Genomic DNA, 13,639 nt, shown 5'->3' with positions numbered 1-13,639 from the left:
GCGAAGTTCTGAGTGACACATTTATCAGTATTTTCATAAGAAGAAACAAACTTATCATACAGTTTAGTATGATCCTCTGTATCTTTAAGAAGTGCTTTATAAATATCTTCAATTTCTCTTTTACACCACTTAGCACATACAGTAATCTAAGGAACTACGCCAGAGGATTTTAATATTTCCGTTTCAGAAAAAATCCCTCCTTCATCACCTTTTCCTGCATCTATCAAAAATCGTTGAGAAAAACTCAACTTTCCTCTGATAGTTTTCTTAATTTTCCAGAGTAACACCTGGTAATAATCATTCTCATCTGAAGTTGGTCTTTCATTAAACTGCTTTAAGATATTTTTAATATTATTCTGACGTAGTTCTGGGGCTAATATACGAATAATATATTTTTGATTATAAATTGATAAAAGAGCACTTCGATTTTTTGCCATTTTATTTAATTGTGCTCTATCAAAGTTTTTTAATTTAAGCCGATCCCAAATTTCTTTTGCAAGTTCAGCATTCTGATGTTTACATAAATAGCTTAGCAAGCCAAGAGCATAAGAATTATAACTACATTACCATTTAAAATATGACCCTTTCAGCTATTATCAATTAAAACATGCGAAGAAGGTTTTGGCATAATCAGGATACTCCAGGATCAACTCAGCCAATACTACAGTTTCCTAGAATACCGAGAGTAAAATAATAATATACCGAAAAATCGAATATATATTTACGTATGCAAGATTTAATTATGACTTATCTCAAGAGCTTTCCAGGTAAAAGCTCTAGTCTAACTGATATTTTAATGGCTATCGCCATTCGCTTATAAATCACCAAAATGACTTTGTAGTATTGCCAGTGCTGTTAAGGCTGCTGTTTCTGTGCGTAAAATACGTGGACCTAACTTTAAACCATGGAAACCATGTTGAGCGGCCATCAGTACTTCTTGCTCACTAAAGCCACCTTCTGAGCCCACTAATAAAGCGCATGCATCAATACTATCATCCATATTCAGACAATGACTTAAATGTGGATGCAAAATCAAGCGATGCGCTGCTAAATCAGTATTTAACCACTCTCTTAAGCCAGTCGGCTGATGAACAATTGGCACACGTACACGCCCAGATTGCTCACAGGCACTAATGGCAACTTGCTGCCAGTGCTCATGCTTTTTCTCTAAACGTTTACCGGCAAGCTGTACACCACAGCGTTCAGAAAACAGTGGGGTAATCTTATTTACACCAAGCTCAACGGCTTTTTGAATGGTAAAGTCCATTTTATCACCACGGGAGATCACCTGGCCTAAATGTACATTAAGAGGTGACTCATTCTGCACTTTTTGATAGTCCGTGACATTAACCATCACTGTTTTTTTTGATAATTCTTGAATCACCGCGTGATATTCCAGACCGTCACCATTAAATAAGTGAAGCGTATCTCCAGATTGCATACGCAATACATTAATTGCATGATGAGCCGACTTTTCATCAAGGATAAAATTTTGATTTACGGTTAAAGCTGCCGTTGTATATAAACGCACCACTCTCACGTTATTATTCTCTTATTTAGTTACCACGTCTCTATTTTACACACTTTACTACAGTCATAAAGCTTCTTTCATACGTTGTATACGCAGATAAGAATTATTGATCGCAGTAAGTAGGACTGGATTCTTTTTAGCTTCAGCAGCTAAATAATAGATCACCTCAGGAATAAGCGTTAACAATTGCTTAGGAGGGTGGCCAATATAAAGCAATAAATTATTACCAGCGATCAATGCCCGTGCAGCCGCCTCCCCGCCTTTGGCATACAATAAAATATCATGCCGTGTCATATCAGCAGAAATAATCGCGCCTCTAAACTTTAGCCGATCACGCAGGATCTTAATCATTTTTTTAGATAAACTGGCTGGCACGCCACTCGCATCTAATTTTCTATTAATCACATGCGAGACCATCACCAATGGACAAAACTGTCCTGAATTAATCAATAACTTATACGGCATTAACTCTTTATCGCTCCAGGTTCGGGAAATATCCGGTATATTCACTCCTGGCGTATATTCAGCACTGCCAAGACCTGGAAAATTTTTAAAAGTACAATTAATATTAGCTTCTTGATAGCCTTTTACCGCAGCAGCTGCATCCTTTGCTACTAAATTGGCATAAAAATTATAAGATCGTTCATAGCGAGCAATTACCGGACTATCACGATTTATACTCAATGCCAATACGGGTGCAAAATTAATATTAATGCCATAACGGCTTAGTTCTTTCCCTTGATGCAGGGCTTGTCGATAAATTACGCTAGAATCTTCTTTGAAACCTAATTTTTGTTGACTTAAATTTTTTCCAATATTAAATCCTGATAGTTGGTGCAAGCTATTCATTGCACCCCCTTCTTGTTCAACCGCGATAAATAATTTCTGCTTCTTTTTATTTTTTACATGATTTTGCAAAGACAACACTAATTGACTCAGCTGCTCAGGCCCATTAATATTACGCACATAGCCCTCATGATCAATATCAGCTAGATATACCCCGGAAATATTAAATTTATCAATTAGTTTAATAATATCAGAATCAGCTCTCACTTCTAAACCAGCAAAGCCAACAATAAAAAGCTGTCCAATTTTATCTTCTATATTTATTTTATTTGTTTTTGCATTAATCTTTGCTTGCTCAGCATACAAAGAATAACTCGTAATTAATAATGCTGATATAAATAATAATTTATATGCATATTTTTTACATATACTTTTTAGGATTAACAACCGTCATCCCCTTCAGTAAATTAATTGCAGAATAAAGTTGATAGTCTTTTTCTACCAATTGATCTGATGAGTTTTTTGTTTTATTTTTCTTTTCCGGTGATACTGCCGCTAGATGTTTATCTAAGTCGGCTTCTGAAATAGTTGAAATATCTTTTTCTTCATCAATTTTTATTTTTAACCTTTCAACTTTAATATCTGGCTCAATTCCCTTGGCCTGAATAGAACGTCCCTTCGGGGTATAATAAAGCGCTGTTGTCATTTTTAAAGCCGTCTTATCTGGCAAGGGTAAAATTGTTTGTACCGACCCTTTACCAAAGGTTTTTGTCCCCATAACAACCGCACGATGGTGATCTTGCAAAGCGCCAGCAACAATTTCAGAAGCCGAAGCAGACCCACCATTAACTAAAACCACAATAGGCACACCACCGGTCAAGTCACTATCTTGCACAACCTCTTCAATAGATGAACCAGGGAAACGACCTTTCGCATAAACGATTTTTTTATTCTTTTTTAAGTCACTTTTTTCCAAAAAAACTTCAGCAACATCAACTGCTGAATTTAATAAGCCGCCTGGATTATTACGCAAATCTAAAACAAGACCCTTGATTTTTCCCTTAGAGCTTTTTTTCATTGATTTAATCACTTTGATTAAGTCACGACCCGTTTTTTCTTGAAATTGACTAACACGAATATAGCCATAGCTCTCATCATAAATTTTAGATTTAACACTACGGACAACAATGCGATCACGAATGACATCAACTAACAGTGGCTTTTTTTCACCTTTTCGCAATATTGTTAAAGTTACCTTTTCACCAATATCGCCACGCATCTTATCAACAGCATCACGCAGCTTTAATCCGCGCACCGGCGTTTCATCAATTTTAATAATCAAATCACCAGACTGTATTCCTGCCTGATAAGCCGGGGTATCATCAATCGGCGAGATGACTTTCACGACATCTCGCTCCATGGTCACCTCGATGCCTAATCCTCCAAACTTCCCTGATGTACTCACTTGTAGATCTTGATAATCTCTTTTATCTAAATAAGCCGAATGGGGATCTAAACCGGATAACATACCACGAATTGCATTCTCAAAGACTTTTTTATCATTAATTTCTTGTACATAGTAACGCTTAACCATGTCCAATGAACGTACAAACCGCTGTAAGTCCTCAACAGGCAGCGGTTGCTGTTGCTGAGCAGATGCACTTACAGATAATGTCATTAATAATGATGGCATCAGGCAGCACATCAAGTACTTTAATAAACGCTTCATGTATATCCCCTTATTTTCGTAAAAGGATATAAGCTATTTTTATGCCAAGTTTATTTTCTGGCACCAATCTTTTAGACTAACAACTTGATTATTATGACGTAATTCAAAATACATACCGATACCCTCACTGCCCTGTCCAGACAATGCAATCAGGTCCCCAGCAGAAATCCATTGCCCCTTGCTCACCAATAATTTCTGATTATAACCATATAAACTCATATAACCTTCAGCATGATCAATAATAACCAATTGGCCATAGCCTTTTAACTGATTAGCAAAAACAACCTGGCCATAATATGCCGCCTGCACTGGACTGCCTTGCTTTATTGGAATAAATACAGGCTTGTTTTTTCTTAGCATCGCTAAATTTTTAATAGCTTGATCATAATTAATATAATTAAAAGGGCAAAGCAGTTGCTTTTTCATAAGACTAAATGACTTTACTTGGCTTTGGACAAATTTTAAACTCTCTTGATCTAACTGCTCTATCAATGCTAATAAGCGCTTTTCATTTTTGTACAAATCAACCAATCGCTTACTTTTTTCATTAATAGAGGTCGAAATAATAGTAACTAATTGATCTTTCAATTGCTTATCATTAGAAAGTTTCTTTAAATCAATTTCTTGCTGTTTTATTAAACGCTCTAACTGTTTTTTTTCTACAAGCAAGGTCGCTTTTGTCTCATTCAGTGCCTGCTCTGTTTGCTCAGCTTGATCTAAACGCGCAAGATTTGCTTTCATAATATATTGAAAATAGTGCTGCATTCTACCAAAAAGTTTCGGATCTTGCTGGCTAAAAATCAACTTTAAATAAGGCTCTCGACCCATCAAAAAAATGGTTTTAATATATCGATTAATCTCCTGACGCTGCTTAAACAAACTTTTCTTTAGCTGCTGCTGTTTTTCTTTTAGATTAATTAATTTTAGCTTTTTATCATTGATATTATTTTGATTATTAATAATCAATACATTAGCCTGTTTAATATGATTCTCAATCAGGAAAATTCTTTTTTCTATATCTGCACGTTTTGTTTTGTCCAAACTTAAGCTTTGGTCAAGTACTGCAATTTTTTTGCGTAGCTTTACTAAACGATTATCTGCTGCATTAATCACCTTTATAAAACTAACAAAAAATAAAAAAACGCAGATGATAAGAAAAAAAATTAGAATCGATCGCTGCATATCAATAGGCCACCTGTATTCAGTGGCCCATCTTTATCTTATATCGTTATCTTTACTTACTTTATTGGCTATTTCAAATACACCAAAGATTGGCCGGTCATCTCAACTGGAACTGTAAGATCTAACAGCTGTAATAGTGTCGGCGCAATATCAGATAAAGTACCACCTTCTTTAGTTAGGGTAGCATCTTTGCCTATATACACAAGCGGTACTAAATTGCTGGTGTGGGCCGTGTGAGGCTGGCCAGTTTGAAGATTTTCCATCAGCTCAGCATTACCATGATCAGCAGTAATCAAGATATCCGCAGCTACTTGCTGCCCAGCTGCAACAACCTGACTAAGGCAGTGATCCAGCGCTTCAATCGCCTGTACCGCAGCCGCATAATCCCCCGTGTGACCGACCATATCCGCATTAGCATAATTACAAATAATCGCATCAAAGTCTTGACTCGCAATTGCAGCGACCAGCTTATCCGTTAACTCCTGTGCGCTCATTTGTGGCTGCAAATCATAGGTTGCCACCTTCGGTGAGGCAATCAGCACGCGCTCTTCACCGGCAAACACCTCTTCGATACCTCCATTAAAAAAGAACGTTACATGCGCATATTTTTCTGTTTCAGCAATACGCAATTGCTTTTTACCCGCTTTTGCCAACACTTCACCTAACACATTGTTGAGTGTCAATGATGGATAGGCTACCTGTGCATTAATACTCGTTGCATATTCAGTTAAATTAACAAAAGCCGACAGACGAGGATGAACTACACGAGCAAACCCAGCAAAGCTTTCGTCACTGAACACCTGTGAGAGTTGGCGGGCACGATCGGCTCTAAAGTTCATAAAGATCAAAGTATCATTACTATTTAAGGCCACAGCCTTACCGATACATGTCGCTTGCACAAACTCATCACGCTCACCTCGTGCATAAGCGGCCTGCAAAGCGTCAACTGCACTTTTAGCCTGATGCTCTGCTTTACCCTCTGTAATCAGCTGATAAGCCGCTTCTATACGCTCCCAGCGCTGGTCTCTGTCCATGGCATAATAACGGCCGATGATACTGGCTATCCTGCCTTTGCCACTCTTGACGAATTTTTCTTCAAAGCGAGCAAGCGAGCTCTCAGCACTCTTCGGTGCCGTATCACGGCCATCTAAAAAGGCATGCAAATAAATATTTTCTGCACCGCGTTGCACAGCTAAATCAATCATCGCCTCAATATGATCTTCATGAGAGTGCACACCACCGGGCGATAACAATCCCATGATGTGCACAGCCGCATCTTGATTCACCGCCGTATCGACGGCCTCTGTCAGTGTTTTATTATCAAAAAAAGCACCACTTTCAATATCACAGCCGATACGCAATAAGTCTTGATAAACAACACGACCCGCGCCTAAATTCAAATGACCGACTTCAGAATTACCCATCTGACCTGCCGGTAAGCCTACATCCGTACCAGATGCGGAGATTAGCGTCATCGGATACGTAGCGGTTAAGTGGTCCCAAACAGGCGTATTCGCATTCAAAATCGCATTGCTATTAGTATCAGTAGAATGGCCCCATCCATCAAGTACAAGTAAAACTACAGTTTTTTTCACGACAACACTCTCTTTTTAATACTTTAAAATACAGTTAGGTTATGATACATAAAAACTCATAAAATCTATAAAGTTTAAGCACTGAATTTTAACATACAGCTCTCACGCTAACAGAACCCTAAATTTAAGTACATCTCTATTAAATAACCCCAAGTAACACAATAAGCTTGATTTTTCATGGTCTATGACATCAAACTCAGTGTTAATAAAACAAAAAGCGTTTAGCAAAAGACAAGTATATTGCTGTGCCTTTCAGTTTCTTGATAAGCTAACTGCAATCTAGACAAATTAAAGATAGTGTATGCTTTTGAAAACATTTTTTATAATTATAATCATTCTTATAACCCTTTTAATCGGGCCAATCTGGCTCGCAGTAACAGGTCAAGTACAGTTCGGTCAAAATTGGCAAACCGCTGACCGCCATTCTATTGGAATTGCCCCTACGGCCGGTCAATTTAAAGAAGCCGTCGTACAGCTATATGAAGCTCGCGCATTTAATTGGCGTGGCTTGTTTGCCGTGCATACCTGGATCGCTGTAAAACCTTATGGTGCAACCCACTATACAAACTATCAAGTAATTGGCTGGAATGCGTATCACAACCGTCCTATTGTTGATATTTCATCAGGGGCGCCTGACCGTCTATGGTTTGGGCACACCCCCATCATTGTGAAAAGCTTGACAGGGAAAAAAGCAGAAATATTAATCACAAAGATCGCTAAAGCAGCTAAAAGCTATCCATATGCACACACTTATCAAGCATGGCCTGGACCAAATAGCAATACGTTTATTGCCTATATATTAGATCAAACGCCTGAATTTGGAGCAATCATGCCAGCCAATGCACTAGGCAAAGACTATGTGTCACTAAAAATAATAATAACCAGACTTGCTGATAAAACTGGCTATCGTCTTTCACTGTGGGGAGTTTTAGGTTTAATTATATCAAACCGGCAAGGGGTGCAACTTAATTTATTTGGCTTAACTTTAGGCCTATCTTGGCAACCTTGGGGAGTGATCCTACCTGGCTTAGGGCTATTGCCCAAACCAAGCAATCATGAGTAAATTGATGCAGTGATAAAGTAAATGTACTTTATCTAAACCTAATTATCTCAGCCTAGAATTATTAACCAACTCAATAAAAAAGAGATCACTCATTATCAATGATTAAATATTTCATCACAAAAAATTATATTTTATAGCGCTGGATTAACAGTTTCTGACATAATATCAGTAGGTTAAAAAATACAATAAGGAAAAACGATGCCTTCTCCTTCCTTATTCTCCTGATTTAAACCCGATAGAGCATGTATGGTCACCGCTTAAAAATAGGGTTCGCATGAAGCTTGATCAAGATGAAATAAATTTAGAGACAGCGCTTAGTCAAGTAATGAAGTCAATGTCAGAAACTATTCGTTGAGTGCTATACTATTGCAAGCCCATATGAAGCATGTAAAAAAACAACATAAATATCACCGCGAATATTTATCCTCTAATACCAAATAAAACAAAGACGATACAGCTAAATCAACACATCACTTAGAAATAAATACTTTTTTCTTTATTTATCACCGAAAAATATAAATCTCACCTATACAGTATCAAACAACTATGAGAAAGTAGCGTTAAAAATCAGGAAGTAAGACAGGTAACTAAAATTTATGTTTGCAAAAGCCAAAGCACCTCTCATCATTTCCATCGGCTGTGTTGCCACCTATTTTGTTACTTTATTATTTCAAGTCTACACTCCAGCAGCACATGAGAAAAGCCATAAACAAGGGCTAGTTGGCTGTGATAAGCTTGGCAAACAAGCAAGACAGCTTTGTATAGAAAGAATCAACTCACTTGGAACACATGCTGAAAAAACAATTGTAATTAAAGAGTAATTAATAAAATTAACGGATAATAGCCAGCAATCTGTTTTTTTATCTTATCTTTATTTTATTAACATTGCTGGCAATAAAGTCTAAAAATACAGTAGCCTTAAGAGACTAACCTTAATTTAAACTATAAAGCTGCAAGAAAATTTTCAATATCTGCAACTTCAGTATCAAACGACGTTACCAAGCGTGCTAATTTTATTTTTTCATCAAAAATATAAAAAGGAACTGCTTCTTGAGCACGTGCGATCACCTCATTAGTTAACCTTACAAAAACGTGATTAGTCTGAACTGGATAATCAAAATGGCCATAGCCTTGTGCTGTTAAACCTTCAGCCAATAACTGACATGCCTGATTAGCCTGACGGGCGTATTTTTGCCATAAATTTTCTTTAAAAAAAGCTACAAACTGTGCAGCGATAAAGCGCATTTTTGATTGCAACTGCAACCCTTGCTTTTGAATATACGCAAAATTTTCAGCAAGCAGTGGATTTAAAAAGACCACCGCTTCACCAAACATCAAACCATTTTTTGTCCCACCCAAAGACAAGACATCCACACCGACCTTGCTCGTAATTTCTGCCAATGAGACATTAAGGGCCGCCGCCGCATTATAAATTCGACAGCCATCCACATGCAGATATAAGCCGAGCCGCTGACACATCTCACTAATTGCGGCCAACTCTCCTGGTTGATACACCGTACCAAACTCAGTGGCTTGCGTAATACTCACCACACGTGGCAATGTTGCATGATGCCCCCAACGTTTTTGACGCTGATACGCTTCTTCTATCCATGCGGGTGTAATTTTACCATCAAGATTCTTCGTCTGCAGACACATTGCTCCTGTCATTGCCGTAACTGCGCCCACTTCATGATTAACAATATGTGCACTATTTGGACAAATCACACTCTCATGGCTTTTTAACAGCGCCTTAAGCGCTAAGGTATTTGCCGCCGTGCCATTATAGACAAAGAATACTTCAGCCTCATCACCCAGTTGTTGACGAATTAAAGCAATCGCTTCTTTAGTTAAAGCATCTTCGCCATAAGAAGGTTGATGCGCATGGTTAGCTGCAACTAGAGCCGCCATAATCTCAGGTGCAACCCCAGCATAATTATCACTTGCAAATGCTTTCATTTTATCCCCAATGTTTTTATCATCCATTCAATGATACTATACAAAAATTCAAACCAAGAAGACCAATACTCATGATGGTGCCCTGTCCGACTAACATACTTCAGACAATGATCTATCGCTTTATGGCCTTATTTAGCATATTCACCGTCACCACGCCGAATCTTTCAAATAATACTCCTATAGTACAACCGCCGATTGAACAAGGCATACGCACTTTCTTAGAAAAGCTACTAAAAAGCTCACAAGTAGGCTGCATAGAATTTCAACTTGGCAAGCAATCAAAAACAAACCTTACATTAAATCCAATGATCTTAGCTTTAACTAAACAAAACGAATTAATAGTTCAACCAGTAAAAAACAATGAAATATATATTACCATTCAACTTCCAGAAAAATCTAAACAGCTATTTAAAATACTCGGTGATCAACAACGACAATTTTGCTATGCTGCTGCTCAACTTGATGACTTTAATTTTTATAAAGCAATTAAGACGAATATTTACCAAGTCAACTATGACTATCGATTAATTCCAATTAATAATACCTTATTATCAGCAGCTAAAAAAATGGGACCTTTGCATATTCGCAACAACACAATCGATCTAAAAAAAACTGCAACTGGGTTTAAACAAAGCTCAGTATTTTCAGTAAAAAACTAAAATATATAGAAAATTAACTACTGGATAAAACATGATTAAAAAACTAATTCTTGTCGATGGCTCTTCATATTTGTTTCGTGCATTTCATATTCCAAGCTTACAAGAACTGACTAATCAAGCAGGTGAACCAACAGGCGTCATCTATGGCGTCATCAATATGCTACGCAAGTTAAGCGATGATTTTCCTGATTATCAACCTATTATTATTTTTGATGCCAAAGGCAAGACATTTCGCCATGAGCTCTACCCTGAATATAAAGCCAATCGTAACAGCATGCCAGAAGAGCTTGCCTACCAAATCAAGCCATTACATGACATTATCACGGCAATGGGCTTACCGTTAATTATTATTGAAGGTGTAGAGGCTGACGACGTGATTGGCACACTTGCAAAACAGGCTGAATATAAAAATATTTCCGTACTAATTTCCACCGGTGATAAAGATATGGCACAACTTGTCACTGATAAAATCCACCTGATTGATACGATGAAAGACAGTTATAGCGATATTAATAAAATCACAGAAAAATTTGGCGTTAAGCCTAGCCAAATTATTGATTATTTATCTTTAATTGGTGATACTTCGGACAATGTGCCAGGCATTCCAAGTGTTGGACCCAAAACAGCGGCCAAATGGCTGGCACAATATAAAACCTTAGAAAATCTAATTCATCATGCCAAAGATATTAAAGGTAAAGTTGGTGAACGTTTACGTGAAAATATAAACCAGTTAGCACTGGCTAAAGAATTAGTGACTATTGATTGTAAAGTTAAATTGCCAAGTGATTTTGAAAGTATTATTTCAGCGCCAAATAAAAATCAAGAAAAATTAATAAAATATTTTAGTCACTTTGAATTTAAACGTTGGCTTGCAGAACTCAATGAAGACAACCAAAATAAATCTAATTTAAACAGCCAGGCTAATTATCATACTATTTTAACTGACCAGCAATTACAAAACTGTATAAAACACCTAAAGCAAGCCACGCTTTTTGCCATTGATACGGAAACAACCAGCTTAGACTCTATGCAAGCAAAAATCGTCGGCCTCTCTGTCAGTAGCGGAGCTGATTATAGCGCCTATATCCCCCTAGCGCATGACTATATTGATGCACCAGATCAGCTTAATCTAGAAGAAACACTGTTAAAATTAAAACCAATTTTAGAAGATAAAAATCAAATTAAAATCGGTCAAAATATTAAATATGACATGAATGTACTCAGTCAATATAATATTAATTTACAAGGCGTGCACTTTGACACGATGCTTGAGTCTTATGTCATTAATAGTACTGCTACACGCCACAATCTTGACGTACTCGCTCTACGCTATTTAAATCATAAAACAGTTCACTTTGAAGACATTGCTGGCAAAGGGGCAAAACAGCTGACATTTAATCAAATTAATATTGATCAAGCTTCACATTATGCAGCCGAAGATGCAGACATTACCTTGCAACTTCATAAAAAAATATGGCCAGAACTTGAGAGCAATAAAGATTTAATCGATATTTATTTAAATAAAGAACAGCCATTAATTAAAGTATTATCTCATATGGAACAAACCGGCGTTTTAATTGATAGTAATAAATTAAATCTACAAAGTGAAGCTGTCACCACACGCATTCATGAAATTGCCGAAGAAGTATATACTATTGCTGATAGTACATTTAATTTAAGCTCAACGAAGCAATTACAAGAAATATTATTTGATAAGCTAAATCTACCGGTTATAAAAAAAACACCTAAAGGCAAACCATCGACTGCAGAAGATGTTTTACAAGAACTCGCTTTGGACTATGAACTACCTAAATTGATTTTAGAGCATCGCAGCCTAAGTAAATTAAAATCAACCTATTTAGATAAATTGCCATTACAAGTGAATCCAAATACAAGTCGTATCCATACTTCTTATCATCAAGCAGTCACCGCAACTGGGCGCTTATCTTCATCTAACCCTAATCTGCAAAATATTCCAATTCGCACCACAGAAGGCCGCCGTATTCGTGATGCTTTTATTGCTCCGACAGGTTATCAACTGATCGCTGCTGATTACTCACAAATCGAGTTACGTATTATGGCGCATTTATCCGGTGATGAAAGTTTAATTTATGCCTTTGAAAATGATTTAGATATTCATACTGCAACAGCCAGTGAAGTATTTAATATTGAAATCAGTCAAGTGACTAGCGAACAACGCCGACGAGCCAAAGCTGTTAATTTTGGTTTAATTTATGGTATGTCTGCGTTTGGCCTGGCTAAGCAACTAGGAGTTGAACGTCAAGAAGCTCAAGATTATATTGATATTTATTTCGCACGCTATCCAAAAGTTGCTGAATATATGGATAACATTCGTACTCAAGCTAAAGTCGATGGCTATGTTAAAACAGTCTGTGGCCGCCGTTTACATCTACCTGAGATTAATGCACGTAATGCGATACGTAGAAAAGCTGCTGAACGCACAGCAATTAATGCTCCTATGCAGGGTACTGCTGCTGATATTATCAAACAAGCGATGATCAATATTCATAACTGGTTACAAACAAGTTCACTTGATGTAAAAATGCTCATGCAAGTGCATGATGAATTGGTTTTTGAAGTTGCAGAAAAAGATCGAGAAATTGCTCAAAAAGAAATCAAAAATATGATGGAAAATGCCATACAACTCACGGTACCCTTAATTGTTGAAACCGGTTATGGTTATACCTGGGGTGAAGCACATTAATGTGCTTCATTAAATTTTAAAAATTAAGGATAAATCATGTTAACAGGGAAAAAAGGCTTAATCATTGGCTTAGCAAACGAAAACAGCATCGCTTTTGGTTATGCTAAAATACTTAAACAGCAAGGTGCAGAACTTATTTTAACTCACCGTAGTGAAAAATCATATAAGCAAGCACGCTTCTTAGTAAATGAGCTATCTGCTGATCTTTATCAATGCGATGTTACAAGCCAAGAGAATATTAAACAATTATTTTCCTATATCGAAAAAAAATGGCAAACACTTGATTTTGTTATTCACTCACTCGCCTTCGCTAAACCACGCGAATTACAAGGCCGCTTGGTTGATATAGCGCTCAACGAATAGTTTCTGACATTGACTTCATTACTTGACTAAGCGCTGTCTCTAAATTTATT

12 protein-coding genes are annotated in these 13,639 nt (G+C 37.0%); 5 read left to right on the top strand and 7 right to left on the bottom strand.

The features are described 5' to 3' along the window. Positions 1-146: 146 nt before the first annotated feature. The 6 genes from C200_RS07775 to gpmI all read right to left on the bottom strand — a co-directional run bounded on the left by C200_RS07775 (position 147) and on the right by gpmI (position 6,823). Positions 147-536, bottom strand: coding sequence for a hypothetical protein (locus C200_RS07775; protein ID WP_016211194.1), 390 nt, complete (start codon positions 534-536; stop codon positions 147-149). Positions 537-814: 278 nt separating this feature from the next. Beyond that, complete coding sequence (locus C200_RS07770; protein WP_016211196.1) at positions 815-1,540, bottom strand: 16S rRNA (uracil(1498)-N(3))-methyltransferase; 726 nt, start codon at positions 1,538-1,540, stop codon at positions 815-817. Between the two features lie 54 nt (positions 1,541-1,594). Further along, entirely contained in the window at positions 1,595-2,764 is a 1,170-nt protein-coding gene (locus C200_RS07765; RefSeq protein WP_016211199.1) for a glycoside hydrolase family 3 N-terminal domain-containing protein, read from the bottom strand. Next, positions 2,739-4,046: a S41 family peptidase gene (locus tag C200_RS07760; RefSeq protein ID WP_016211200.1), complete on the bottom strand. Its 1,308-nt coding sequence runs from the start codon at positions 4,044-4,046 to the stop codon at positions 2,739-2,741. Before C200_RS07760 ends, C200_RS07765 begins: the two co-directional genes overlap by 26 nt. 39 nt (positions 4,047-4,085) lie before the next feature. Then, positions 4,086-5,228, bottom strand: a complete 1,143-nt coding sequence (locus tag C200_RS07755; protein WP_230389115.1) for a murein hydrolase activator EnvC family protein — start codon at positions 5,226-5,228, stop codon at positions 4,086-4,088. 68 nt (positions 5,229-5,296) lie between these two features. Beyond that, positions 5,297-6,823 carry a 2,3-bisphosphoglycerate-independent phosphoglycerate mutase gene (gpmI, locus tag C200_RS07750; protein WP_016211195.1) on the bottom strand — a complete coding sequence of 509 codons (1,527 nt, stop codon included), beginning with the start codon at positions 6,821-6,823 and terminating at the stop codon, positions 5,297-5,299. A 301-nt stretch (positions 6,824-7,124) separates the two neighbouring features. Between gpmI and C200_RS07745 the strand changes: the two genes are divergently transcribed. Continuing rightward, complete coding sequence (locus C200_RS07745) at positions 7,125-7,886, top strand: DUF3750 domain-containing protein (RefSeq protein ID WP_016211193.1); 762 nt, start codon at positions 7,125-7,127, stop codon at positions 7,884-7,886. A 596-nt stretch (positions 7,887-8,482) separates the two neighbouring features. Continuing rightward, complete coding sequence (locus tag C200_RS07740; RefSeq protein ID WP_016211572.1) at positions 8,483-8,707, top strand: hypothetical protein; 225 nt, start codon at positions 8,483-8,485, stop codon at positions 8,705-8,707. Positions 8,708-8,828: 121 nt separating this feature from the next. Here the strand turns inward: C200_RS07740 and C200_RS07735 are convergent, their stop codons facing one another. Beyond that, positions 8,829-9,842, bottom strand: a complete 1,014-nt coding sequence (locus C200_RS07735; RefSeq protein WP_016211571.1) for a threonine aldolase family protein — start codon at positions 9,840-9,842, stop codon at positions 8,829-8,831. Between the two features lie 71 nt (positions 9,843-9,913). Between C200_RS07735 and C200_RS07730 the strand changes: the two genes are divergently transcribed. From C200_RS07730 to C200_RS07720, 3 genes are read left to right on the top strand one after another with little or no spacing between them, the layout of a single operon-like run. Continuing rightward, positions 9,914-10,501 carry a hypothetical protein gene (locus C200_RS07730; RefSeq protein WP_129556616.1) on the top strand — a complete coding sequence of 196 codons (588 nt, stop codon included), beginning with the start codon at positions 9,914-9,916 and terminating at the stop codon, positions 10,499-10,501. A gap of 31 nt (positions 10,502-10,532) precedes the next feature. Then, complete coding sequence (gene polA, locus C200_RS07725; RefSeq protein ID WP_016211577.1) at positions 10,533-13,226, top strand: DNA polymerase I; 2,694 nt, start codon at positions 10,533-10,535, stop codon at positions 13,224-13,226. A gap of 36 nt (positions 13,227-13,262) precedes the next feature. After that, positions 13,263-13,589 (top strand): SDR family oxidoreductase, encoded by a 327-nt coding sequence (locus C200_RS07720; protein ID WP_016211575.1) that lies wholly within the window; start codon positions 13,263-13,265, stop codon positions 13,587-13,589. Positions 13,590-13,639 lie beyond the last annotated feature (50 nt).

The organism is Piscirickettsia salmonis LF-89 = ATCC VR-1361 (assembly GCF_000297215.2).
In the GTDB taxonomy this organism is placed as follows: Bacteria; Pseudomonadota; Gammaproteobacteria; order Piscirickettsiales; family Piscirickettsiaceae; genus Piscirickettsia; species Piscirickettsia salmonis.
This window is presented reverse-complemented; position numbering and strand designations above follow the sequence as displayed.

Coding starts and splice junctions, on each gene's coding strand:
- C200_RS07760 (WP_016211200.1), bottom strand. CDS start 4,046: ATGAAGCGTTTATTAAAGTACTTGATGTGCTGCCTGATGCCATCATTA.
- C200_RS07755 (WP_230389115.1), bottom strand. CDS start 5,228: ATGCAGCGATCGATTCTAATTTTTTTTCTTATCATCTGCGTTTTTTTA.
- C200_RS07745 (WP_016211193.1), top strand. CDS start 7,125: ATGCTTTTGAAAACATTTTTTATAATTATAATCATTCTTATAACCCTT.
- C200_RS07740 (WP_016211572.1), top strand. CDS start 8,483: ATGTTTGCAAAAGCCAAAGCACCTCTCATCATTTCCATCGGCTGTGTT.
- C200_RS07735 (WP_016211571.1), bottom strand. CDS start 9,842: ATGAAAGCATTTGCAAGTGATAATTATGCTGGGGTTGCACCTGAGATT.
- C200_RS07730 (WP_129556616.1), top strand. CDS start 9,914: ATGATGGTGCCCTGTCCGACTAACATACTTCAGACAATGATCTATCGC.
- polA (WP_016211577.1), top strand. CDS start 10,533: ATGATTAAAAAACTAATTCTTGTCGATGGCTCTTCATATTTGTTTCGT.
- C200_RS07720 (WP_016211575.1), top strand. CDS start 13,263: ATGTTAACAGGGAAAAAAGGCTTAATCATTGGCTTAGCAAACGAAAAC.